The sequence below is a fragment of the Rhizobium changzhiense genome (genome assembly GCF_013087625.1).
Classification (GTDB): domain Bacteria; phylum Pseudomonadota; class Alphaproteobacteria; order Rhizobiales; family Rhizobiaceae; genus Rhizobium; species Rhizobium sophorae.
Map to the genome: position 1 here is coordinate 581,243 of NZ_JABFCQ010000003.1, position 25,267 is coordinate 606,509.

A 25,267-nucleotide genomic window follows, 5' to 3' on the forward strand; every position below is an offset into this window, starting at 1 on the left:
CAAGTCGGTGGTCGATGAGCCAAGACTTTCAACCGGAGACCTTCTACGGCCGCTTCGTCGGGGATCTTGAGCGAGGTCGATCTTAGTGCCGAGATCACACGGGCGGTGGCCGGCAAGACCATCCGGCAGATCAGGATCGGCACCGTCTATCGGGCCACAACCGGCGTGCTGCCGGCGTTCCTTTCAAAGATCGCCCGCAAGCCGCGTATCAATCTTGACGATTGATATCATTGTGCATATGCTGATGTCAGCGACATCGTTTTTGTTAGGTTGACATCAATGCCGGCGGTCACCATTCGCAATCTGTCTGATGAAACACATCGCGCCCTACGGGTGCGAGCAGCTCATCATGGCAGAAGCACAGAGGCCGAAATCCGTGACATTATCGAGGCCGCCGTTCGCCCGTCTGAACGCGTGAAGCTCGGCTCTTTACTTGCGGCCATCGGTCGTGACGCTGAGCTCTCCAATAGCGACGTTGAAGCCTTGCAGCAAAATCGCGATAAGGCGCCTGCTGAACCCATGACTTTCGAATGATCCTGTTGGACACCAACGTGATATCGGAGCCGTGGAAACCGGTTCCTGATGGAGCAGTGGTCGCTTGGTTGGACGCCCAAGCCATCGAAACTCTCTTCGTTTCCGCAATAACAATTGCTGAACTTCGTTTTGGGATCGCTGCTATGCCCTCAGGCAAACGGCAAACTATCCTTCGCGATCGCCTGGAGGACGAAGTGCTTCCGCATTTTGCCGAACGCATCCTGCCTTTCGGTCTTGCCGCCAGCCAATTCTACTCGGAACTGATGGCGCGCGCTCGAGTATCCGGGAAGGCGATCAGCAAGGCGGATGGATATATTGCAGCCACCGCCGTAGCGAACGGCCTTGCCGTCGCAACTCGCGACACAATCCCTTTTGAGGCCGTTGGGTTGAAAGTGATTAACCCCTGGCTCCCATGAACATCATGTGGTTTTAGGTACCGTTGGGCGAAGAAGCCGGGGCAGATCATCGACATCGCAGGCGAGCACGGCGTCTTCCACATCAAGGCCGACGGCTACCGGCGGCTGATCCGCCGGACAAGCACCAGCGCTGACATCGACGAATTATTGCGAGTGAGTCGGACTTTGGTCCGATGGTAGACAGATAATGGTGGGGGCTTGAGGATGGGCCTGTCAAACAGGTATTCAAAGGGCCGAAGCTCGTCATACGAGACGGATGCACTTGGCGTTAGTCGAGAGCCTTCAGTTCATAATCGGATCCTGAGGAGCTCTCGCCGTGGCCATGTTTGAAAAGCGGATGACTGCGGCAGGTGGATCCGATTCTGGCGACGTCGACTCTGGGTATGCCTGGTGGCGGCTGGTACTCACGTTGATCCTCGGCACCGTTGCCTGCGTCGGCAATTGGTCCGTCGTGGTGCTTCTTCCAACCCTGCAAGTCGAGTTCGACACGGTGCGTGGCGGTGCCTCGCTTCCCTATACCTGCACGATGCTTGGCTTTGCCTTTGGCGGGGTTGTAATGGGGCGTCTGGCCGATCGGGTCGGCATCGTCGTGCCAGTGCTGATCGGCGCGTTCCTGCTTTGCGTTGGCTACATCCTGGCTGCCCTTACCACCAATATCTGGCAGTTCGCAGCCTTCTCGCTGGTAATCGGCCTTGGATCTGCTGCCGGCTTCGCGCCGCTGATATCCGACCTCTCTCTTTGGTTTAGCAGGCACCGGGCGCTCGCAGTCGCCTTTGCGGCCTCGGGCAGCTATCTTTCCGGGGCGGTTTGGCCGATGGCTATCGAGCATTTCCAGACGACCCAGGGCTGGCGTGCAACCCATGTCGGAATCGGCATTTTCATCCCACTGGTGATGGTGCCCATCGGTCTGCTGTTGAAGCGGCGTCTACAGACCCTAACCTATGTCCAGGCCGAGGCGGTAACCGAAGCAGCACGCAACGAACTGGGCCTAAGCCCGAACGCGTTGCAGGTCGTCCTCGTCGTCGCGGGCTTTGCGTGCTGCATGGCAATGTCAATGCCGCAGGTCCATATCGTCGCCTATTGCGGGGATCTCGGCTACGGTGTGGCGGTGGGCACGCAGATCATCGCCTTGATGCTTGGATTGGGTGTGGTCAGCCGATTGGCATCCGGGGCAGTCGCCGACCGGATCGGTGCCGGGCCGATGTTGATCCTCGGTTCCTCAATGCAGGCGGCAGCGCTGCTGCTATATCTGTCTTTCAACAGCAAGTCGTCGCTTTACGTGATCTCCGGCCTGTTCGGGCTATTCCAAGGCGGCATAGTTCCGATGTATGCCGTGATTATTCGAAAATATTTGCCGCCACGTGAGGCAGGTATCCGGATTAGCCTGGTGTTGATGGCGACCGTACTTGGCATGGCTTGTGGGGGCTTAGCCGCTGGTTACATTTTCGACGCCACCGGCTCTTACCGCCTGGCCTTCCTGCATGGCTTCCTTTGGAACTGCGTCAACCTTGCTTTGGTGAGCTGGTTGATCCTATGGCCCAGGCTGCGTCGGAGGCAGCAAGCGATGGCGACGTGAACAGGGGCATTTCTCGCCCCGCAACAATGCTCTCGATTTACTGCGCAACGCGCTAACCAAAGCTTCTCGATTCCACACTTTATAACCCCACCCCCTGATTTGTGGACACCGGACCCGCCCCCGTTGTCAAAGGGTTGGGCAGATCACTAAGAGGCACCTGCTACCAAGGCCAGCATCATCCCGCTCCGAAGAGCGGCGCGAGATCGAATTGGGCATTGGCACTCACTGCAGTCTTCATCATTCGGTGGGCGCTTGGCATCTATGACGGGATGATGGCGCCAATGCTTAAATGGGTTGGTTGACGGTACGACGAAATGTGTCCGACCGAAGACAATACTCGCGGCAATCCGATGACGGTCTCTTAGAGCAAGGGACTGGCAGCCCCGCGACGCTCGCAACCGTTCAACTCCTCGGCGATTTCATCTGCGTCCCGCTTTCGAAGTCGCACCAGATCCTACCACGACGATGCCGGCCATGAGGTCGATACCACGACACGCCATCATGGCAGGGCGCCAATCTCGTCACCGCTCTCCAACCTCATCGTCCGCGATTTTGCGAAGAAGATACAGCAGCGCAATTCTCTCCGCCGGATTGAGGGGAGAGACGGTTTTCTCGCTGATGAGATATGCACGAGGATACATGTCCTGAAGCAGCGCCTCACCCTTCGGCAGGAGAGAAATCACGACCTTGCGGGCGTCGGCTTTGTCTTTGGACAGATCGATCAATCCACGTGCTTTCAGACGCTCGACGATCCCGCGGATGGTCGCCTGATCGACCGAGGTGGCCTTCACCAATTCGACCTGCGAGCTCGGGCCGAGATCGTGTAGCGCGCAGAGCGTGACGAACTGGACCGATGTCAGGTCTGGGTCACTGGCGTTGGCCTGGAAGATCGAGAGATGCCGCTGATAGGCTTTGCGCAGCAAGTGACCCACCTGCTCGGTAACATCATAGACGGTTTCTGACACCGCGGCTTCACGTGGGCGTTCGGTGTCTTTGACAATCATGTTAGCGGGTCCATCGGTTGCGGCGTCTAGTGCGTCCAATGAAGGAAACACCACAGCGTGTTTCACCGGTCAAGGTATACGAGGCTCGACCAGCTTGGCGTGTTTTCACGCCAAGCTGGTCGGTTGCGATCACGATTTGACGGTGTGCTGCATTTCCTTGACGGCGATATCACCGTTCAGGACCATCGGCTCATCGTCGAGAAAGAGCGAGCAATTACGCATCGGGATATCGAGATGGCAGGCCGTGTCGTTCGGGCCGCCCAGTTCATTGTTCGGGCCGGTCGAGAACATGACATTGCCGTAGAACGAGCGGGCCTCCATGCCCATGCCGCCCGGAAATTCGCCGGGCACCATGCGATGCCATTTGGCGTTCTGATTAAGACCCCAGCCGACATGGCTCATGCCCATGCCACGCGGATCGTTGAAACCGTCCATGTAGGATTTGACCAGCTCGGCGTCGAGGCCACCGCGAATGTCGGTGATCCAACCGTTTTCAATGGTATAGTAGATCGGATCGCGCACGTAGATGTTCTGCGGCAGCAGAATATCGCCCGGAGCAACGACGATCGTACCGTCGACGCCGTCATCGTCACCACCGGTGAAGACAAAGCCGGATGGCCAATGATCCCAGCGGCCCGGCTCGTCGGTGCACGCATATTCCGTGACGGCCGGATAGGTGTTGAGCTTGTAGGTGACATCCGTGCCATGGTCCGAGGTGATCCGCATCACCTTCGCCTTGGACAGCAGGTCTCCGGCAAATTCGACGCGCTCGCGCAGTTCCTTTGTCGGCAGCATGCGGGCAAGAATTTCCGGCGGTTCGACGGCGGTCAGGATGCGCGTTCCGGCCGCCTGGATCGCCATCTGTTCCGGGCTGAAGAGCAGGAAGATGCAATCGATCAGCATGTCGGCGGCCTTCAGGGCCTCGACCGCGTCAGGCATGGCCGCGAGGCCTGTCTGGCCGACGGCCCATGCACCCGCCGGTGGCACCGGCGGCAAACGCATGTGATACATCTTGGCTCCAAGACGCATGCCCGCCGCCATGAAGGCGTCGGCATAATCGAGGCGCTCGTTGCCCTGGGTCAGGACGATGAGTTTTTCGCCCTCGTGGACGCCCGACATCTTCAACTGATGCAGGCAGATTTCGGTGAAGCTGAATTGATCCATGCTCGTTCCCCTATCTTACGTGAAGGCTTGGCTGATTTTGTAAAGTTACAGACAGTCGGACTTGATCTTGGCGATTTCGGCGATGGCATCCTCCCTCGAAACGACATCGCCATACTTGCTGTCGATATCGAAGAGGTTGGCATTGTGCGGATCGGGGTGCCGGTCGCCGACGCAATCGCGCACGACGATGGTCCGGAACCCGTGCTGGACGGCATCCACCGCACTTGCGCGAATGCAGCCGCTTGTCGAGCATCCGGCAAGAATGACGGTATCGATACCCTGCGTATGAAGCAGAGAGGCAAGGCTGGTGCCGAAAAAGGCGCTGGCATATTGCTTGACGATGACCAGCTCGCCCTTTTCCGGCTCGACGCCATCGCAGAATTCGGCCAGCACGTTGCCCTCGACCATGGCCTTCATGACCGGAGCCTTTTTCACCCACATGCCGCCATCGGCGCAGTTCTCGGCGAGATAGAGAATGCGGGTGTGGATGACGGGAATGCCTGCGGCGCGCGCGGCGACCAGAAGTGCCGGTGTTTGTGCGACGGCATCGACGACACCCGGCGCATAGAGCGGCGCGCCTTTCACCGTATAGGCTTTCAGGAAGTCGATCACCAGAAGGGCCGGCCGCTGGCCGAAACCGATGCGGTTGCCCCAAATACCCTGATAGTTGGTTTTAGCACTCTGCATGGGGCACTCCTTGTTTTCCTCCGCCGCAATGCGGCCGGAAACGACAGGCTCGGGTTCAATAAGCGCCGGACAGGAGCGCGCCGGCACCCGGCACTACGGCTTCCAGTCCCAGTGATTTTAGCATGCAATAGGTGGTCGCCACGGCGGCGGTGAGCACCGGTTTGCCGGTCATGGCCTCGACCTTGGCGATGACGGGCAGCGACGGCATCTGCACGCAGGCCGAAAGCACGATGACATCGACATCGGAAAGATCGAGCGTCTGGACGATGGCCGGCAGGTTTTCCGGATCGTGGCGGGCAACATCCAGATTGTCGGGAATTTCAAGCGCCCGCCAATCCATCACTTCGAAGCCTTCCTCGCGAATATAGTTCACGACGAGTTCGGTCAGCGGCTTCATATAGGGCGCGACGACGGCGATCTTCTTCGCCTTCATCACCTTCAGGCCCTCGATCAGCGCGCCGGCGCTGGTGACGACCGGGATGTTCGTGTCGTTTTCCTGCGTGCGGCCGGTCAGGCGCTTTTCCGACTGGCGATGGTAGCCGAGGCCCATCGCCATGATGGCGACGAGGCAGGCATATCCCAGCACGTCGACGCGGGCATCGGACAGTTCGATCGCGCACCGATCGGATTCGGCGTCCATGGCGGCCAGTTCTTCCTTGACCACCTTCTTCATGCGCATGCGGCTGGAGTGGAAGGTGAAGCGCTCCGGGCGGATCAGCTGGCGAGCCAACAGCATCGCCGGAATTTCCGTCTCCATCGTTGTATTGGAACTCGGCACGATCTGGCCGATACGATAGGGTTTCTGCACGGACGGCTCCTTTGATGAGTGAGCGGGCGCACATTGGGCGCTCTCGCTGTGGCAATAAAAATGGCGGGCAAAGACCCGCCATTGGCGTTTATCGGGAGAGGAAATCTCCAAGCGCCTCGAAGAAGCCGTCGAGATCGTCCCAAGGGATCATGTGGCCGGCATTCGGGACGCGGCTGATCTCGATCGCGGGGTTGAGCCCACGGATTTCCGCTTCATCTTCCGGCGCGATCACGCCGCCACGTCCCGCGACCATCAACATCGACGGCTGCTTCAGCGTGGCGAAATCCGGGAAGATGTCGTCCTTGTGGAAGTCCTCGAAGGCGGTGACGATGGCAGGCTCGAAGCAGGTGTGCAGCCATTCAGCGCGCAACTGCAGCTGGCTTTCCGTCCATGTCGGGCAAAACGCCTTCATGCCCTCGGCATCGATGCCTGCCAGCGCGAGGCGAATGCTATCGACATACCAGGGCAGCCTGCTCGGATAAGGCCGGCGGCCCGGCCCGGAGACTGGGGGATCGACAAGGGCGAGGCGGGAGAACTCGCCGCCTGTATTTGCCGCCCGCATGGCGATGCGCGCACCCATCGAATGGCCAAGCAGCGCAGGAGCGCCAACACCGAGCGCCTGGGCAAGGCCGATGACGTCGGCGGCCATGGCATCGAGACCGTAGTCGAGATCCGGACCGGTCGAGGACAGGCCGCGTCCCCGGACATCGAGAACGTAGACGTCATGGCGTTCGGCAAGGCGTTCGGCAACGAAGCCCCAGGTGATCGCCGGGCTGGTGATGCCGGGAATGAGGATGACCGGCCGACCCTTGCCGCCATAGCGGAGGTAATGCTGGCGAATGCCGTTGGCAGAGACATTCGCGCCGTAGAGAAGGGCCGCGCTCATGCGACGCTCTTGTCGAGGATAGGCTCGGCATAGACGTCGTAGCCGTAGACCCATGAAGGATCTTCCTGCGTCTGCAGGAACGTATTGGCGTTGGACACGGTCTGAACCTGCGTCGCGCGATCGCGTCGGCTGGCCTCATAGAGGCGGAAGGCGGTCGCGTAATCCTGCGATCCGGTTTCCTCCAGGCATCGCGCCAGCATGGCCGCATCCTCGATCGCCATGGCGGCACCCTGAGCCATATGCGGCTTCATCGGGTGGCAGGCATCGCCGAGCAGGACCATGCGGCCCTGGCTCCAGAGCGGTAGCGGGTTACGGTTGAACAGCGGCCACTTGGTGACGTCGTCGGTGGCTTCGATCAGCGCCTGGATGACCGGATGGTATCCGGCAAAGGCTTCCGACATTTCTTCGGGGCTGCTCTGCACGAAAGCGCCGTCGAATTCCCAGGCGGGGTGCGGGACGCCTGTCACGTAGTAATATTCGTCGCGGCGGCTGGTGGTGTAATAGACCATCATGTGGCGATCCGGCCCCCACCACTTGACGCAATCCTCGAAGGTCAGGTCGAACTTCTTCAGCTTTTCCCCCGAGATCATCGCGCGATGACCGACCCAGCCGCTATAGTTCGGCTTTTCGGCGCCCAGCAATGTCTCGCGGACGCGCGAATTGATGCCGTCGGCACCGATCACGATCGTGGCGCGCGCCTTGGTGCCGTCCTGGAATTCGAGGTAGACATCCGAGCCATTGTCTTCGAGGCGGGTCAATCGCTTGTTGAACTGGACGGTGCCGGGAGTCATGGTGTCCATCTGCAAGGCAGAGAGATCGCCGCGATGGACGGTACAATAGGTCGCGCCATAACCTTCGAGCGGAATGCGGGAGAGATAGTCTCCCGTCAGGCCATCCCGGCTGAACCAATAGGCCGGCGTGCTGCTGATATCGATCAGCTTCTGGTCCATGCCGATGCGCTGGAAGATCTTCAGGACATTCGGTCCCATGTGGATGCCGGCGCCGAGGCGGGAAAAGCTCGGGGCCTGTTCAAAGATCTGGACGTTGAAGCCGGCATGCTGGAGCAGCGCCCCCGCTGCCGCGCCGCCGAGGCCGGCACCGATGATCGCGATTTTTTCATTTCCCGTGGACATGGCGACCCCTTTTTTCCGTTTTTCCACGTATCGCTCTGGCGATAGGCGAATTGGCTTACTTATAGCGTATACGCTTTAAAATGCAACAGCGAGACAAGCATTCGTGGCGGCCGGTTTAGTTGGATACCCCAGCGTAACGCGTTTTTCGACGTTTGCAACAACGAAATTCGACTTGCCAGCGCTCAATATGAAGCGTATACGCTATTGTATAAAAATGAGGGGCAGTAGATGCGTGATGTCGGTGACAGTCGCATCGTTATGATGCGCACGCGCCGCCAAGGCGCCCGCCGTATAGCGATCCGTCCAGTAGCAAAAGGCCTGGCTATTTGCGCGATGCTGGAGGAGTTCCCGTGAAGCCTCCCGTTTCCGTTTCACTGAATGTCAACGACGCGCTCTGGCGCGTTAGCGCGAAACCGGAAACACCGCTTCTTTACATCTTGCGTAACGACCTCTGCCTGAATGGACCGAAATATGGCTGTGGCCTGGGCGAATGCGGCGCCTGCGCGGTTCTGGTTGACGGCCGTCCGGTGCGGTCTTGTACTGTGCCGCTTGGCGCGATCGGCAAACGACGCGTGATCACGCTCGAGGGGCTGGCGGTGGATGGGCTTCTGCACCCGGTACAGCAGGCTTTCATCGAAGAGGCGGCGGCGCAATGCGGGTATTGCCTTAACGGCATGATCATCGCCACGGTTGGACTGCTTCAGCGAAATACGGATCCCGACGAGGGTGATATTCGCGATGCTCTGCGGCACCATCTCTGCCGGTGCGGAACGCATGTTGAGATACTGGCCGCTGTGCGGCGCGCCGTAACCCTTACCAAAGCCGGCCGGCCAGTCGACTCGATGACCGACGACATGACGGAGGTTTTGCGATGAACCACCGCGAAGTACCCAAGTCCGCCTACATGGCAGCCGCGAGCACGCTTCTCATTGTCAATGACGCGTCGATGGGCGACGCCGCCGAGCTTTATATCGCTGTAGGGGCCGATAGCCGGGTGACAGCGTTCAACGGCCACGTCGATCTCGGGACAGGCATCCGCACGTCGCTGGCGCAAATCGTCGCCGAAGAGCTCAGCGTGCCGTTCGAACAGGTGGACATGGTGCTCGGCACGACGACCGCCGCGCCCAATCAGGGAGCGACCATTGCCAGCGAAACCATCCAGATCACCGCGATACCGCTGCGCCAGGCCGCCGCCACCGCCCGCCACCATCTGCTCGTCAAGGCCGCCGAGAAGGTCGGCCTGCCGATTGAGCGGCTGCGGCTGGAGGAAGGCGTCATCCGTGCCGACGGCGGCGAGAACTGGCAGCTGAACTTCGGCGATGTTGTCGTCGGCACCCATGTCAGGCTGTCGATCGACAGCAATGCGGCGCTGAAGCCGGCTTCGGACTATAAACTGGTTGGCTCGTCGCGCCCGCGCGTCGATATTCCCGAGAAGGCAACCGGGCGCTGGACCTATGTCCACGATGTGCGCGTGCCTGGCATGCTGCATGGCCGCGTTATTCGCCCGCCATATGCCGGATTCGATCACGGTGAGCATGTCGGAAACAGCTTGATCTCGATCGACGAGACCACGGTCGCGCATATCGACGGGCTGGTCGGCGTCGTCGCCATCGGTGATTTCGTCGGTGTTGTCGCGACCCGTGAGGAAATCGCTATTGAGGCGGCGAAAAGCCTGCAGGTCGTGTGGCGCGCGCCGCCCGAGTGGCCGGATTTGAACATGCCGGAGAAGGCGCTGCGCGCCAATCCGTCGACGCCACGCAAGCTTGCCGATCGCGGCAATGTCGACATGGCATTGGCCGGCAGCGCCCAGCCGATGAACCGCACCTATGTCTGGCCTTACCAGATGCACGGTTCGATCGGTCCGTCATGCGCGGTGGCCGATTACAATGACACCGGGCTGACCGTCTGGTCGGGAACCCAGAACCCTTATCCCATGCGCCGCGATCTGGCGCTGCTGCTCGACATGCCGGAAGAGCAGATTAGGGTCGAGCGGCTGGAGGCGGCCGGCTGTTACGGCCGCAACTGCGCCGATGACGTAACAGCCGACGCGGCGCTGCTGTCGCGGGCCGTCAAGGCACCCGTCCGGGTCCAGCTGACGCGCGAACAGGAACATGCCTGGGAGCCGAAGGGCGCCGCCCAGATCATGGATGTGCGCGGCGGTCTCGACCTGGAGGGAGGTCCGTCCGCCTATGATTTCGAAACGCGCTATCCCTCCAATCTGGCGCCAACCCTTCCCCTGATCCTCACCGGCAAGCTGCCGCCCGTTTCCGACGTCGTGCAGATGGGCGATCGTACCGCCATCCCACCCTATGCCTACGGCAACCTGCGCGTAACCGTGCACGACATGCCGCCGATCGCACGCGCCTCCTGGTTCCGTGGCGTGTCGGCGATGCCGAATACATTCGCCCACGAATGCTACGTCGACGAGCTGGCCGCCGCCGCCGGCGTCGATCCGGTCGAGTACCGGCTCCGTTATCTCCACGACCCACGCGCCGTCGACCTGGTGCACGCGCTTGCCGAACGGGCGAAGTGGGTGCCGCATACGACATGGGGCACGCTTGGCGGCGAAGGCGATCTGCTCTACGGCCGTGGATTTGCCTATGCCGTCTACGTCCACGGGCCGTTTCCGGGCAAGGCCGCCGCCTGGGCGGCATGGGTTGCCGATGTCGCCGTCAACAAGAAGACCGGCGAGATCGCGGTTACCAAGGTGACCTGCGCACAGGACTCGGGAATGATGATCAATCCCGACGGCGTGCGCCACCAGATCCACGGCAACATCATTCAGTCCACCAGCCGGGTTCTGAAGGAAAAGGTCGAATTCTCCTCGACCGCCGTGCAGTCGAAGGAATGGGGCGGCTACCCGCTGATCACCTTCCCCGAGGTGCCTGATATCGACGTGCTGATGCTTCCGCGCCAGGACGAGCCGCCGCTCGGCGTCGGAGAGTCCGCCTCCGTTCCCAGCGCCTCGGCCATCGCCAATGCCGTCTACGATGCCACCGGCATTCGTTTCCGCGAACTGCCGCTGACGCCGGAACTGGTCCTTGTCGCGCTGAACGGCAAGACGAACGAAACGCCGGCCACCCCGCTTGCGAAAAAGCGGAGGTGGTGGAACGTCGGCCTCTCGGCGATCGGTGCCGTCGCCGCTCTGTCCGGTATCGTGACCATGGCATCGCCATGGCGCCCGGCGATCGGCACCATCCAGCAGCCGGACGCCAATGTCTACAGCGCCGCCACCATCGAGCGCGGCCGGCTGGCGGCCGCGGCCGGCGCCTGCAATGTCTGCCATGTCGGAAACGACGGGACACCCTTTGCCGGTGGCCGGCGCTTCGACACGCCATTCGGCGCAGTTTATGCCACCAACATCACGCCAGATGTCCAAAGCGGCATCGGCGCCTGGTCCTACCCGGCCTTCGAACGTGCCATGCGCGAGGGCATCAGCCGCGACGGCCATCACCTCTATCCCGCGCACCCCTACACCTCGTTCGCCGGCGCCGAGGATGCCGATCTTCAGGCGCTCTACGCCTACATGATGACGCAGGCGCCGGTCGCCGAAAAAGCGCCGGAGACGAGGCTCAAATTCCCCTACAGCATCCGCGCAATGATGGCGGGCTGGAACGCGCTGTTCCTGAAGGCGCAGCCGTTCAAATATGTCGAGACCCGCGACGCGCAGTGGAACAGGGGGGCCTATCTCGTCGAGACCCTGGGCCACTGTTCGGCCTGCCACACCGAGCGCAATGTGCTCGGCGCGGAAAAGAGCGGCAGCGCCCGGCTTGCCGGCGGCTTTGCCGATGGCTGGGAGGCGCCCGCCCTGAATGCGTTCGCCAACGGCCCGGTCGGCTGGACTGCAGACGCCTTCTATGACTATCTGCGCACCGGACATTCGCGCGATCACGGCAGTGCGGCCGGCCCGATGGCGCATGTCGTCGAGGTCATGCAGCCGCTGCCGGACAGTGATATCCGCGCAATGGCCACATATCTCGCAAGCCTCAACGAGGCCCCCGCCGATAGCAAGGCGCAGAGCCAGGCGGCCCTTGCCGCGAGCGAAGCGGCCAAGGCTTCCGCCGCGCGCATATCGCCGAAGGGCGAGCGGCTGTTTAGTGGCGCCTGCGCCACATGCCACACTGGAAACACGATCCTGTCGTCGCTGGCGCTCAACAGCAATCTTCATGCGGCGACCCCGGACAATCTCATCCAGGCAATCCTGAAGGGTGTCGAGGCGCCGGCAATCCTGGCGCAGACGACCGGTCGCCAAGCCCCTGAAGTGATGTCGATGCCGGCTTTCCGCCAGACGCTGAACGACGGCCAGATCAAGGATCTCGCCGATTATCTGAGAGCGCGCTTCGCCCCCGACAAGCCGGCCTGGACGGAAACGACCAAAGCCATGCAACGCGTAACGGCAGCAAGCCACTAGGGAGAGACGAGTTGGAGCAGATCCGAACCGGACAGGATATCGGCGGCCGCGACTTGTTCGAGAACCCGACAGCAGCGTTTCGCCCGTCGGCCTACTGGTTCTGGCATTCGATCCCGGCAGAGGACGTTTGCCACGCGCAGCTCGCCGATTTCAAGTTGAAGGGGATCGGCACGATCCTGATCCAGGCCCGTCTCGCAATGTCGCGCGATGACTACCTGTCGCCGGCCTATCTGGACGCCTATTGTGTTGCGGCTGGGATTGCCGGCAAGCTGGGCCTGAAGCTCGGAATCTACGACGATTACAACTGGATCAGCGGTCACGCCGGCGGCCGGACGGTCGTGGACCGCGACGACCTGCGCGAGCGCCACCTGTTCTGGTCGTCCTCGGGAGAGGCGCAGGGCGAGATCAGCGGCGTCCATCCGCCGTTCACCCGCAAGATGGGCGCCGATATCGTCGCGTGGCAGTATGAGGGGGGCATCGTCGAGTGGTGCGAATGGACCGTCGAGGCAGCGCTGCTGCATCCGTCGGTCGGCATCGACAGCCTCGATCAGGTGGTCGATGTCACGGCGCGGACATCCATCATCGAAAGCGACGGAATATCCTGCACCCATGCGTTCGACGGTGTACCCGCCGAGGGGCAAATACTCACGGTGTTCGTCAGCGCCCGGTCGACGACCTCGCGGTTGATCAATTATCTCCTGCCGGAGGCTGCGGAGCGGTTCATCGAAGTCGGACTCGATCCGCTGATCGAGGCGCTAGGCGATCTCGTGCCAGACCCCGTCGGCTTCGTATTCTACGACCAGCCGGCGGCGGGTTTCTACAAGTGGAGCCAGATCTCCGGTGACCTCGGCAACAGCCTGCTCTATGCGCCGACGCTGCCGGACGTCGTGTCGCGCGGCACAAGCGAAACCTTCGCCAGGGCCCTGCTGGCGCTGGTGCGTGGCGTCGGGCCTGAAACCCTGCGGCTGCGCGCCCAATTCTACGCCGCCTATTCGGCCCTGATGAACGAGGCCTTCTCCGGCACGTTGCGCCGATGGGCCGAGGGCAGGGGGATCGTCCTCACCGGGCACGAGATCCTGCCGCACGTCAGTTCCTGGTCGCTGAACGGCGGTTTTACCAGCATCGACCCCAGGGTGGCGCTTGCCGTGGATTTCTTCGGCATCGATGCCTACCGGCATGAGACGGCCGTTGATTCCAACAATTTCGTGGCGCAGCTGGCGCCGAAGCTCGGCGACTCCGTTGCCCGTTCGAATGGTCGCAGCCGATGCGTCGTCGAAACCTACGCCAGCGCCGAGCGAACGCCCGTTCGCGCTGCCGGGCAATGGGAACTGACCCTGGAAACGATGCGGGCGCAGGCCATCCGGCTTCACTGCCTCGGGACCCGACAGTTCCTCTGGCACGGCGTCTACCAGACGGACGGGCGCGACAACGATCCGACGCCGTTTTCCAATCCACGTTTCGATTTCGGGCCGGGCATCAATTTCGAGCCGTGGTGGAGCTACCACGATCTGTTTGCCGAGGAGACGGCACGGATTTCCGCCTTCATCGAGGGGGCCACGCCCCGCACGCCGGTTGCGATCCTTTATCCTCTTCATACAGGCTTCGCAGAAGGGCCTCGCCACAGCCATGCAACCCATATCGGCGCCTGGTGCGAAGGGCTCTTGGCAGACGGCTGCGACTTCATGTTCGTCAGCGAGGCCGATTTGGCGACCGCTACGATCGAGAACGGCCGCCTGCGCACGTCCGGCCTTGTTTTCGATGCTGTCGTTCTGCCGTCCGTCACCGTGCTCGAGACGACGAAGACCTTGCACACGCTCGCCGTCTTCAAGGCGGCGGGTGGCGCTGTCTGGTCTTCAGGCGAGCGGCTCTCCACCGTCTGCGATGGCGCAGCGGGGCGTGCCGTCGGCACGTCGATCCATCTCGAAGGAATGCCCGGCAAAGGCGACATCACCGCTCTGTTGCAGTCGCTTCGGTCATCGGGTCCAGATCTTGCCTGTCATTCCGCGGGCAGACCCTGGCAATGGGTGGGGTATGAGGCCGCTGGTTGGTGGCGGGTTGTGCTGTTCAACGATGGCGCATCGCACCTCATCAGTGAGATTTCCTGCGGCGACGGTTTCGCGTGCGAGGTCTGGTCCGCGACGACGGGAGACGTGGGAAAGGCAACCGCCTTCAGCCACTTGACAGTCGCGCTCGCGCCCCAGGAGGTGCAATGCATTCGACTGGGCGAGACGACGCAGAAGACCACTGTGCAAGGCCATCTCGAGCACCAGCCGCTGCTTGCCGCGGCTCGTGCCATATCGCTTGTCGACGGCTGGAGCTTCGCGCCCGGCCCTGACGCGGGATTCGTGCCGATCTCGGTGGTTGCAGGGTGGGAAACGCAGGGTTTTGCCGGTTTCTCCGGTACCGGCATTTATCGGCTGGCGCTCGAAATCGGCGATGAGGCCGAATGGGTCCTCGAATTGCCCGAGGTCCACACGGTGGTCGCGGCGCTGCTCGATGGCCGGCAGATCGATCGAAGAGGCTGGCGCCCCTACCGCTTTGCTCTGGGGCGGCTGCTTCCAAGCGTCCATTCGCTGGAACTTCGCGTCGCCAACACGGCCGCAAATCGCTACTACATCAACACGCCTTATCTCGGTGACACCGCCGACAAGAGCGGCTTGTCCGCCGCACCGAAGCTCATCCAGCTGGCAAACTGACCGGAAGTTACAGACCCATGCTACAACATTCGACGATACCCCTGATGCGTGCCTGGAATAGCTGGTCCAACCGGCCGGCCGAAATGGTCTTCCTGCCGCTCGGCGTGCGGATCACACCGGTTCTCTATTCGACCCGCAGCAAGACGACCTCCGCGATCGAGCCGCGGCGCGATATGGTTCGCCTTGGCCGTCACGCCATCGACGGCTCGCTGATCGAGCTGGAGACCGACCACAGCGGTACGACGGTCGCCTTTTCGACGACGAAGACAGACCCCTTCGCCATACGCGGCAGCTGGAACGGCAAGGTATCGGCCGAGTGGGGGCTGCGCTTCTGGTTGACGCTGGCGATCTCGTCCGAGGGCGGCGAAGTGGCGATCCATGATACGGGCCGCAACATCACGCTGTTGAAGGTTGGCACGCGATTCGTGGCGGTCGCGACAGCCGAGGCGCCGGTGCACGTGACCGGTCACGACACGATTGACGCGCTGCGGGCGGACTTCGAGGAAAACGGCTACTTCTACACCGCCACCCGCCAGAACGAGGCACCGGTGATCGCCTTGCGCTTCAATCTCGAGATGATGCGCAAGGGGGCCTATGCTGCAGCCGTCGCCGACAGCGCGGAGCTTGCGATTGCCAAGGCGCAGGCCTGCCTTGCCGCCGGCGCGCCGGCAGAGATCGCCAATGCGCAGACCGGTGTGTTCGAGGGCGCGCTCGACGCGATGCGTGACGTCGTTGCCTGGAACACCATCTGGGACGAAACCAACGCGCGTTCCTACACCGCGGTCACCCGCATCTGGAACCTCGGGAAATTCGCCGTCTGGTTCAACGACCAGATTTTCGCCGCCCTTCTTGCGGGCGTGTTCGACGCCGATCTGGCGCGCGAAAACATGGCAACGGCAATGGCGGGTGCGACGCCGCAGGGCAATATCGCCTGCATCGTCACCTCCAACGATGCATGGGTCGATCGCAGCCAACTGCCGTTCGGCGCGCTGGTCGTCTGGCAGCTCTACCAGCGGACGGGCGAGCGGTCGATGATCCAGGCAAGTTACGAGGCGCTGGTGCGCAATCGGCGCTGGTGGCAGGACAACCGTGATCCGGACGGTTTGGGCCTGCTGTCCTGCGGCACCTCCGATGTGGGCGAGGGCCTCTACAAGGGGACGGCCTTTGCCGCGCGCAACGAGACCGGCATGGACAATTCCGCGACCCATGACGAGGCGATCTACGATCCCGTCACCCGAACGCTGTCGACCTTCGATCTCGGCCTCAACTGCGCGGCCGCTCTCGATGCCGAGATGCTCGCGAAAATGGCCGCCGTGCTCGGCAAGGATGACGATGCCCGCGAATTCGCCGCCTTGGCCGAACGTCAGCGGACGCTGATCTCGCAGACGCTCTGGGATGAGAGCCGCGGCATCTTCGCCAATCGCCAGCGGCGCGGCGGTTTCGTGCGCTCGCTTTCGCCGACCAGCTTCTACCCGCTGCTGTGCGGCGCCGCGACGCCGGCGCAGGCGGCGCGTCTGCTCGAGCATCTGAGCGATGAGACGACCTTCGGCGGCGATTTCGTGCTGCCGAACGCAACGCGAGACGATCCGGCCTTCGCCGACAACGTCTATTGGCGCGGCCGCATCTGGCCGAACGTCAACTATATGGTCTGGCTTGGCCTGCGGCGCTACGGTTTCGTGGCGAAGGCGAGCAAGCTGGCAAGCCAGAGCTACGACCTGTTCATGAAGAACTGGCGTTACGATCGCATCGCCGCCGAAAATTACAACGCGGTGACCGGCGAAGCAATGGATCAGGGCGATACCGATCCGTTCTACATCTGGGCCGCCATGCTGCCGCTGATGGCTGCCAGTGAGATCGTTGACTTCGATCCGTGGACCGGATGGACGGTGCGCCATGCCGGCCGGGATGTGGTGCTCGGACCTATGGTCTCGCCGTCGGGAACGCTCGAGCTGGTCGTCAAGTCCGGGACCCTGGTGATGACATTGAACGGTCACGCAGCGCTGAAGACAGATCTGCACACTACGCTGTCGCGCATCGTCTTCGCCGCCGGGCGGGTGGCCTGCACGATTGCTCCGGTCTCCGAGGCTGGTTTCATCGAGTTGCCAGGCTTGGCATTGGGCGATGTTCTTGCCGCCCGTATCAACGGGCAGGACATCAACTATGTGTCGGGCGGCGACGGAATACGCGTCATGATTGCTGGACACGCTGAGGATCGCCGGCTGGACGTCTATTTTTCATCGTCAAGCGCTCACTAAAGCAAGGCAGTGCTTGACAGGTCTCGATTCCTAACCGATAGTTTGTATACAAATAAAATAAAAGACTGATGCTAAAGTCAGAGGGTTGAACGAACAGCTTGCAGGAGATCCTTGGATTCATGCCGGCCGCTCAATGAAGTGATGTGCTCTTCTTCGAGAAGTGGTGTGCCGCTGCGTCGTGGCGCGCGCTTCATTTCGCCGAGACGTCAGTGCTTCACGTACAATGCTCATCTGCTTTTAGTATGCATGCAAACGATTAAGCGTGCTTTGGCACGTTGTTTGTTTTCAAGCTAGCCGATCCGTTGAGGTCGATGACCGCGGGTCATGATGGTCCATAACTGTGTATCTTCAAGAGGGGTGCCACAATGACTGAACTCACCAGACGCAACACAATGAAGTTGATGTCCGCAGCACTGATTGCTGGCGTCAGCATCTCCACCTTGCCGCGCAAAGCCTTTTCGGCCGGATCCATCACGGTCCTCAACTGGCAGGGCTACGGCACCGACGAAGCCTGGTCGCTGAAGGCTTTCACCGAAAAGACGGGCATCAAAGTCGTCCATGACTACTACAGCTCGGAATCGGAAATGCTGACCAAGATGCGCACGAATCCGGGCGCCTACGATCTTGTTATCCTCAACGCCGCGCGCTGCGCCCAGGCGGTTGCCGAAGACCTGCTGCAGCCGATCGATTTCAGCAAGGTTCCAAACGCGTCAACAGTCGACGAGACCCTGCGCGCCAACCCGAACTTCAGCAAGGATGGCAAGGGTTACGCCGTTCCGTGGGTCTGGGGCATGACCTCGCTTGCCATCCGTGAAGGCATGACCGTTCCCGACAGTTACGCGGTGCTCGCCGACCCGGCCTATAAGGGCCGCGTTGCCATGGACGACGACGCCATCATCAATGTCGGCGTTGGCGCGCTGATGAGCGGGCAGGACATCAACGATCCCAAGGATCTGGCTGCTGTTACGGCCGCGCTGAAATCGATCAAGCCGAACGTCAAGTTGCTGTGGTCGACGGAAGATCAGTGGAACAAGTCGTTCGCCGCCAAGGAATTCGACCTGTCGCTGTTCTGGTCGGGCGGCTCGGTGCGATCCAAGCGCGTTTCTAAACTTCCGGTTCAGTTCGTAGTGCCTAAGGAAGGCGGCGTCGGTTGGGTCGATGGTCTCGGTGTTCCGACATCGGCTCCGAATCCAGAAGGTGCTCTTGCCTTCGTCAACTGGATGATCGATCCGACATTCTATGTCGAATGGGCAACCAAGATTGGGGCCCCTGCTTCTTCAAATTCGGCAGCCCTTTCAGCACTTCCTGCCGACGATCTCACCCGCCTGGTACACAAGACCGAATATTTGAAGACGACGTCCTTTGTCTCGGGCATTCCCGACGACCGGCGCGAAGCCTTCAACAATATCTGGCAGGAAGTGAAAGCCTTCTATGCAGAATGATCGTCTGACATCAGCGTCAGAGCGCGGACCTTCGGGTCCGCGCAGCCGGCGCCCGCTCCCGCCATGGGTTTCGACGACGGCGCTGCTGCTGCCGACCTATGGGTGGCTGACACTTGCCGTCTTTCTGCCGCTGCTGACCATGTTCGTGTTCAGCTTCATGTCGGCGACACCGATGGGCAAGACCCCGATCGTCTTTACGCTGAAGCAGTACCGCGCGTTTATCGATCAACCCTATCTGGTCGGGATCGGCATTACGTCGCTGCTGATCGGCTTCTGGACGACGCTGTCCTGCGCCGTGCTTGGTTTCCTGGCGGCCGTGGCGCTGGTCCGCTCGACCTTCGGCAAGACGCGCGAGATGTTGTTGATCCTCATTCTCCTGCCATTCTGGACCAACGGTCTTGTGCGCGTCTTTTCGTGGACCATGGTCCTGCGCGAAAACGGCTTTCTCGACAGTCTGCTGCATATGATTGCTCCGGACGCGGGTTCCATCGGCTTTCTCTACACGCGCTATGCCGTGGTGGTTGGTCTTGTTCACGGCTACCTGCCGTACATGATCCTGACCTGCTACATAGCGCTGGTGGCCATCGACGACGCGATCATTGAGGCTGCTTCAAGCCTCGGCGCGCGCTGGTGGACCATCCTGTTCAAGATTTTGATGCCGCTTGCGGCTCCCGGACTGATCTCCGGCGCCGTTTTGATCTTCATTCCGGTCATCGGTTCATTCATGGAACCGCGCATTCTGGGCGGTCGTGTCGGCGTGACCATGGGAACGGTGATCGAGGATCAGTTCACCCAGGCCTTCAACTGGCCCTTGGGTGCATCGTTGTCCTTTACGCTGCTGGCTGTCGTGCTCGCAATTTTCGCAACCTTCTCCGGTGTCCTGCGCCGCGGAACGGCCGCTTGAGGAAGGGATCATGAAAACGCTCGGTCCAATCTATCTCATCGCCATCCTCATCTTCCTCTACACACCCATTCTCGTGATGATGGCGATGGGATTCAACGCTTCGCCACTTTACGAACTGCCATTCCATTTCTCGCTGCAATGGTACGACGCGCTCTGGGACAACAGCATCCTTCTGACGGCGGGTCTGAACAGTCTGGTGATCGCGAGTATCACCGCGGTTCTGGCGACGGCTTTGGGTACCATGGCGTCCGTTGCGCTGTCGCGCCGGACCTTTCGCGGCAGAAGTCTCCTGCAACTGATGCTGCTGCCGCCGATTGCCATTCCCTGGCTGATCACCGGCACGGCCATGCTGATCTTCTTTTATTGGACCGGTATCGGGCGCGGCATGCATGCCCTTTTGATCGGTCACGTCGCGCTTGCCATCCCCTACGTTGTTCTGGTCGTCGGCACGGGCTTCAAGACAATCCGTGCCGACCTTGAAGAAGCCGCGATGAGCCTTGGTTCGACACCGGTTCACGCCTTCTTCTCGGTGACGCTACCGCTGCTTTATCCGAGCATCCTTGGCGCTGCGCTCTTCGCCTTCGCCGTGTCGCTCGACCAGTTCGTGATTTCCTACTTCCTCGCAACGCCCGGATACACCACCCTGCCGGTGCAGATCTACTCCTCGATCCGCAAGGGCTTCACCCCTGAAATCAACGCGATCTCCACCGTGCTTCTGCTCGGCTCGATGACGATCATCCTGATTTTTGCGCGCTTCGCCAAGCCCGGAGACACAAGTGACAAACGTTAAAGTCAATTCCGTCGCCAAGACCTACGGCACCACACCGGTCCTGTCCGATATCACCACCGAGTTCCCTGAAGGCTCTTTCACCAGCCTTCTCGGCCCATCCGGCTCCGGCAAGACCACACTGCTGCGCATCATCGCGGGCTTTATCAAGCCCGACCAGGGCGTCGTCACGATCGGCAACAATGATGTCACCGACATTCCGGTCTGGGGCCGTAACATCGGCATGATGTTCCAGTCTTACGCGCTGTTTCCGCATATGACGATTGCCCAGAACGTCGCCTTCGGTCTCGAACGCCGGGGCATCAAGGGCGCAGCCGCCCGCAAGGAAGTCGACCGTGCGCTGGAAATGGTGCATCTGCCTGGCTTTGCCGATCGCATGCCCAAGCAGTTGTCCGGGGGCCAGCAACAGCGCGTTGCGCTTGCCCGCGCCATGGTCATCAAGCCGAGCGTGCTGCTCCTCGACGAGCCGCTGTCGGCGCTCGATCGGCGCCTGCGCCAGGAAATGCAGGTCGAACTGTTGCGCATCCAGCGCGAAAGCGGCCTGACGACGATCTTCGTCACCCACGACCAGGAAGAGGCGCTGACGCTGTCCGATAACGTAGCGATCCTCGACAAGGGCCGCATCGTCCAGATCGGCGAGCCGGAAACCGTCTATGAGCGACCGCTGACGCGCTTTGCCGCCGAATTCCTCGGCGACTCCAACTTCCTCACCGGCACCGTGGAGAACGGCGCTGTGCGTCTCGCCGATGGGACGGTAATTCAGACCACCGGGACGTTGCCATCAAGCGGCTCGAACGTCACGCTCGCCGTACGTCCCGAGAAGATGTCGATCGCATCGGGTCCGACGGATGGCAACAGCCTGACGGCGCGCATCACCACCGTCATCTATGCAGGTCCCGTGCTGTCCTATCTGCTGGAAACCGCAGATGGTCTGCCGCTGAAGCTGTTTGCACAGAATCGTGATGGCAAAGTCCTGAGCGATGGCGACACCATCACCCTGACCTGGGCCGCGGAACACACCGTCCCGGTGGCCGACTGATGATGGCACCCGCGCCACTCTCCAGGAATGCGCTGCATGTCGTCATCGACATGCAACGCCTCTTCGCTGAGCAAACGGCGTGGTATACGCCAGCGATCGAAGGCATCCTGCCCAATGTGGTGGCGCTCAGCAAAGCGCGGCCCGCTGAGACTGTCTTTGCTCGCTTCATGGTGCCCCAAAATGCCGAAGGTGCAATGGGCCGCTGGAAGACCTACTATCGTCGCTGGTCATCGGTGACGCTGGATGAGCTCGATATCGCCATGCTGGATCTGGTCGCGCCGCTTACAGCGATAGCCGCTCCAGGCTCCATCGTCGACAAAAAGACCTACTCGGTCTTTGGCTCGCCCGGGTTTACTGCGCGCTTGCAAGGATCGGCAACCGACACGCTGATTTTCTCGGGCGTCGAGACCGACGTCTGCGTCTACGCCAGCGTTCTTGATGCGGTCGACGCCGGCTACCGGGTCATCCTCGCCGAGGACGCACTGGCAAGCGGCGACTTGAAGGCGCACGCCATGGTCATCGAGATCCTGGCGCCAAGGCTTTCGGAGCAGATTGAAATTCTAACGACAGAAGCCATTCTGAAATTATGGCGAGAGTAAATTCGGCAGCGCCATTGCCGGTCACCACGACGAACAGGCAGATTTGAGAGATCCTATGGACGTTCCGTTCAAAGAAAAAGGCGGCCGACAAAAGACCGCAGCGACCGAGGCGCCCGGCCAGCAGGCACAGTATGCGCTTGGCGAGCAGATCGGCTTCTATCTGCGCCAGGCCAACCAGCGGCACGTGGCGATCTTTGCGAGCCTGATGGCGGAGAAGCTGACCACCACCCAATGGGCGGCGCTCGTCAGGCTGAAGGACCTGCAGCCCTGTTCACAGGGCAATCTCGGCCGCGAGACCGCCATGGATATGGCGACCATCAAGGGCGTCGTCGACCGTCTGGTAAAACGTGGGCTGGTGCACACCGCACCCGACGCCACCGACGCGCGCCGGCTGGTGCTGACGTTGACGCCGGAAGGCGAGGCGACAGTGGACCGCAACCTGTCGGTCGCACTGCAGATCTCGCAGGAAACGCTGAGCACGCTGACGCTTGCCGAGCGGATGATGCTGATGGAACTCCTTCAGAAGATCTGTTGACACACGCCTGATCCGCAGTACCGGAGACCAATCATGTTCCAGCCGAGCGACGCCGACATTCGAACGCTTGTCGATCAGATGACGGTGACCGAAAAGGTCGAACTCCTGAGCGGGCGTGGCCTGTGGAAGACGGCATCGATCAGCAGGCTCGATGTTCCTTCGATCGTCATGACCGATGGGGCCTATGGGGTGCGCTATTCGACCACCCAGATCGACGCCGGCGACAACGACGAAGACAGTCTGCGGGCGTTCCTCGATCTCGTCGGGCAACAGGGCGACGGATCGGGCGGCATGTTCGGTGCCACCCGTCCAGCCACGTGCTTTCCCAACGGCAATCTGCTGGGCTGTTCCTGGGATATTGATCTTGCCTATCGCATGGGCGCTGCGCTGGCGGCGGAGTGCCAGGATTTCGGGGTTCATCTGCTTTTAGGCCCCGGCATCAACATAAGGCGCACGCCGCTGGCCGGGCGGGCCTACGAGTATTACTCCGAGGATCCTGTTATTAGCGGCGACATGGCATCAGCCGTCATCTGCGGATTGCAGGATAACGGCGTCGGGGCGTCGCTCAAGCATTTCGCCTGCAACAATTCCGAAATCGAGCGAACCACCACCAGTTCCGATGTCGATGAGCGCGCCCTGCGCGAAGTATACTTGGCAGGCTTCGAGCGGGCCATCGAAAAGAGCGCGCCGTGGACCGTGATGAGCGCTTATAATCCGCTGAACGGCATCCAGGCCGCCGAACATCATTGGCTGCTGCGCACGGTGCTGCGCGAGGAATGGGGCTTTGACGGGCTTGTCGTGTCCGATTGGCATGCGATCAAGGATCGTGGCGCAGCACTCGATGCCGGCACCGAACTGGACATGCCGGAAAGCAAGCCCCGCAAGGCGCGTCTCCATGCATCGATCAACGCCGGCGACGTGGCGCCCGAGGTGATCGATGCCGCCTGCGCGAGAGTTCTGGCGTTCGTGCGCAAGTGCAAGTTGGGCGAGCGGCGCGGCACGCCGGCGGGTCTCGAGGCGCATCATGCGCTGGCGCGCGACATAGCGGCGGAATCGATCGTGCTGCTGCGCAACCAAGACCAGGCGCTGCCGCTCGATCCCGACCGGGCGGGTGAGCTTCTCATTGTCGGCGACGGCGCCGTCACCCCTGTAATCCAGGGCTCCGGTTCGGCGACTACCAATCCCTATCGCGTCGACAGTCCATTCGTTCGGATCGCTGCGCGGGCAGGAGACAGCCTGAAGGTCCGGCATCTGCCCTTCTCGCCGGTCGCGCAGCCCGACGTGACGGCGTCGATCGAGGTGATCGTCGAAGCCGCGGAGCGTGCCGATGTAGTTGTCGTGTTTGCGGAAAACGAGAAGAGCCGTCACGGCGAGGGCAACGACCGCGACACACTGAAACTCGCCGCCAGCCACGATGCACTCATCACGGCGTTGGCGGCGACAGGTCGCAAGCTCGTCGTCGTGCTCTCGATGCCAGACACGGTCGAGATGCCATGGATCGGAAATGTCGACGCCGTCCTGGCCAGTTTCTATGCCGGGCAGGGAGGTGGCGAAGCACTGGCCCGCATCCTGTTTGGCGAGCAGAACCCGTGCGGCAAGCTCTCCGCCAGCATGCCGGTTCGCATGCAGGATATTCCGGGCTGGCACACCTATCCGGGCGAGCATGGCCGGCATGTCTATAGCGAGGGCATTTTCGTTGGTTACCGGTTCTACGATCTGAAGGCGATGACGCCAGCCTTTCCGTTCGGACATGGGCTCAGCTACACCACGTTCGCCTATGAGGATCTCAGGCTCGATACGCAGGAGATCACGCCCGGCGCCGGCTGCACCGCCGCCCTTACCATCCGCAACACAGGTACGGTTGCCGGTAAGGAAATCGTGCAACTCTATGTCCGGCCGATTAAGCCGGGTCTCAAACGACCCGTCCGTGAGCTTAAGTGCTTCACCAAGCTTCATCTGGCGCCAGGAGAAGCGAAGACGGTAACGCTTGGGCTGGCGCAGCGCGATTTCCAGTATTTCGACACGTCGCGTTCGGCTTGGGTTCTTGACGCTGAGGCTTTTGTAATCGAAGCGGCTGCATCCTCCAGAGATATCCGCTTGTCGATCACCTTGCCATGCAGGTCGGAGGCTGCGGCCCTGCCGACGATTTCGGCCAATTCTCCGACAGCGCTTGTCTTTGCCCACCCGAACGCCGAGGCCGCTCTCGTTCGTTTCTTCGTCAGCAGGCTTTCGATCTCCGCTGCCGAAGCCATGGCCCTTCTTGCCAAGACAAAGGGCTCCTTTCTCGGCTTCTACGACACTTTGAGCTGGTATGTCGGAGACTGTGTCAAAGAGGCGGATATTGCCGAAGTCTTTTCAGAACTAAACCAACACTAGATTGAGGCCCGCAGG

At 61.3% G+C, this 25,267-nt stretch carries 20 protein-coding genes and 1 pseudogene; 15 read left to right on the top strand and 6 right to left on the bottom strand.

The annotated features are described in order from the left end of the window. Positions 1 to 60 precede the first annotated feature (60 nt). From G9X68_RS17820 to G9X68_RS17835, 4 genes and pseudogenes are all read left to right on the top strand, one after another. Positions 61 to 201, top strand: a pseudogene (locus G9X68_RS17820) (LysR family transcriptional regulator); the annotation flags it as partial. Between the two features lie 78 nt (positions 202 to 279). Next, positions 280 to 534, top strand: coding sequence for a FitA-like ribbon-helix-helix domain-containing protein (locus tag G9X68_RS17825; protein WP_003550301.1), 255 nt, complete (start codon positions 280 to 282; stop codon positions 532 to 534). Continuing rightward, a complete protein-coding gene (locus G9X68_RS17830; protein ID WP_171603512.1) occupies positions 531 to 950 on the top strand; it encodes a type II toxin-antitoxin system VapC family toxin in 420 nt (139 codons plus the stop codon). The genes G9X68_RS17825 and G9X68_RS17830 overlap by 4 nt, the downstream gene beginning before the upstream one ends. A 322-nt stretch (positions 951 to 1,272) precedes the next feature. Continuing rightward, the gene (locus G9X68_RS17835) at positions 1,273 to 2,526 is read left to right on the top strand and encodes an MFS transporter (RefSeq protein ID WP_171603918.1); all 1,254 of its coding nucleotides are present in this window, start codon (positions 1,273 to 1,275) and stop codon (positions 2,524 to 2,526) included. Between the two features lie 521 nt (positions 2,527 to 3,047). Here the strand turns inward: G9X68_RS17835 and G9X68_RS17840 are convergent. From G9X68_RS17840 to G9X68_RS17865, 6 genes are all read right to left on the bottom strand, one after another. After that, positions 3,048 to 3,530 (bottom strand): MarR family winged helix-turn-helix transcriptional regulator, encoded by a 483-nt coding sequence (locus G9X68_RS17840; RefSeq protein WP_171603513.1) that lies wholly within the window; start codon positions 3,528 to 3,530, stop codon positions 3,048 to 3,050. A 129-nt stretch (positions 3,531 to 3,659) separates the two neighbouring features. Continuing rightward, on the bottom strand, positions 3,660 to 4,694 hold the full coding sequence (locus G9X68_RS17845) for a 2,5-dihydroxypyridine 5,6-dioxygenase NicX family protein (RefSeq protein WP_003554957.1): 1,035 nt from the start codon (positions 4,692 to 4,694) through the stop codon (positions 3,660 to 3,662). A gap of 45 nt (positions 4,695 to 4,739) precedes the next feature. Then, a complete protein-coding gene (locus G9X68_RS17850; RefSeq protein ID WP_171603514.1) occupies positions 4,740 to 5,381 on the bottom strand; it encodes an N-carbamoylsarcosine amidohydrolase in 642 nt (213 codons plus the stop codon). A 55-nt stretch (positions 5,382 to 5,436) separates the two neighbouring features. Beyond that, on the bottom strand, positions 5,437 to 6,189 hold the full coding sequence (locus tag G9X68_RS17855) for a maleate cis-trans isomerase family protein (RefSeq protein ID WP_342355347.1): 753 nt from the start codon (positions 6,187 to 6,189) through the stop codon (positions 5,437 to 5,439). Between the two features lie 88 nt (positions 6,190 to 6,277). Beyond that, complete coding sequence (locus tag G9X68_RS17860) at positions 6,278 to 7,075, bottom strand: alpha/beta fold hydrolase (protein ID WP_171603515.1); 798 nt, start codon at positions 7,073 to 7,075, stop codon at positions 6,278 to 6,280. Continuing rightward, entirely contained in the window at positions 7,072 to 8,208 is a 1,137-nt protein-coding gene (locus G9X68_RS17865; RefSeq protein WP_171603516.1) for an FAD-dependent monooxygenase, read from the bottom strand. The genes G9X68_RS17860 and G9X68_RS17865 overlap by 4 nt, the downstream gene beginning before the upstream one ends. Positions 8,209 to 8,558: 350 nt before the next feature. Between G9X68_RS17865 and G9X68_RS17870 the strand changes: the two genes are divergently transcribed. From G9X68_RS17870 to G9X68_RS17920, 11 genes are all read left to right on the top strand, one after another. Then, positions 8,559 to 9,083, top strand: a complete 525-nt coding sequence (locus G9X68_RS17870) for a 2Fe-2S iron-sulfur cluster-binding protein (RefSeq protein ID WP_171603517.1) — start codon at positions 8,559 to 8,561, stop codon at positions 9,081 to 9,083. Next, entirely contained in the window at positions 9,080 to 12,619 is a 3,540-nt protein-coding gene (locus G9X68_RS17875; protein WP_171603518.1) for a molybdopterin cofactor-binding domain-containing protein, read from the top strand. Before G9X68_RS17870 ends, G9X68_RS17875 begins: the two co-directional genes overlap by 4 nt. Before the next feature lie 11 nt (positions 12,620 to 12,630). Further along, positions 12,631 to 15,315, top strand: a complete 2,685-nt coding sequence (locus G9X68_RS17880; RefSeq protein WP_171603519.1) for a carbohydrate-binding protein — start codon at positions 12,631 to 12,633, stop codon at positions 15,313 to 15,315. Positions 15,316 to 15,332: 17 nt separating this feature from the next. Beyond that, entirely contained in the window at positions 15,333 to 17,570 is a 2,238-nt protein-coding gene (locus G9X68_RS17885) for an MGH1-like glycoside hydrolase domain-containing protein (RefSeq protein ID WP_171603520.1), read from the top strand. Between the two features lie 365 nt (positions 17,571 to 17,935). After that, positions 17,936 to 19,012, top strand: coding sequence for an ABC transporter substrate-binding protein (locus tag G9X68_RS17890; RefSeq protein ID WP_171603521.1), 1,077 nt, complete (start codon positions 17,936 to 17,938; stop codon positions 19,010 to 19,012). Next, positions 19,002 to 19,916, top strand: a complete 915-nt coding sequence (locus tag G9X68_RS17895; RefSeq protein ID WP_171603522.1) for an ABC transporter permease — start codon at positions 19,002 to 19,004, stop codon at positions 19,914 to 19,916. The genes G9X68_RS17890 and G9X68_RS17895 overlap by 11 nt, the downstream gene beginning before the upstream one ends. Before the next feature lie 10 nt (positions 19,917 to 19,926). Beyond that, positions 19,927 to 20,706: an ABC transporter permease gene (locus G9X68_RS17900; RefSeq protein ID WP_003554934.1), complete on the top strand. Its 780-nt coding sequence runs from the start codon at positions 19,927 to 19,929 to the stop codon at positions 20,704 to 20,706. Further along, positions 20,693 to 21,742: an ATP-binding cassette domain-containing protein gene (locus G9X68_RS17905; RefSeq protein ID WP_171603523.1), complete on the top strand. Its 1,050-nt coding sequence runs from the start codon at positions 20,693 to 20,695 to the stop codon at positions 21,740 to 21,742. Before G9X68_RS17900 ends, G9X68_RS17905 begins: the two co-directional genes overlap by 14 nt. Further along, positions 21,742 to 22,341 carry a cysteine hydrolase family protein gene (locus tag G9X68_RS17910; protein WP_171603524.1) on the top strand — a complete coding sequence of 200 codons (600 nt, stop codon included), beginning with the start codon at positions 21,742 to 21,744 and terminating at the stop codon, positions 22,339 to 22,341. Before G9X68_RS17905 ends, G9X68_RS17910 begins: the two co-directional genes overlap by 1 nt. Before the next feature lie 55 nt (positions 22,342 to 22,396). Continuing rightward, positions 22,397 to 22,876, top strand: a complete 480-nt coding sequence (locus tag G9X68_RS17915; RefSeq protein ID WP_171603525.1) for a MarR family winged helix-turn-helix transcriptional regulator — start codon at positions 22,397 to 22,399, stop codon at positions 22,874 to 22,876. Positions 22,877 to 22,909: 33 nt separating this feature from the next. After that, positions 22,910 to 25,252 (top strand): glycoside hydrolase family 3 C-terminal domain-containing protein, encoded by a 2,343-nt coding sequence (locus G9X68_RS17920; protein ID WP_171603526.1) that lies wholly within the window; start codon positions 22,910 to 22,912, stop codon positions 25,250 to 25,252. Positions 25,253 to 25,267: the final 15 nt, after the last annotated feature.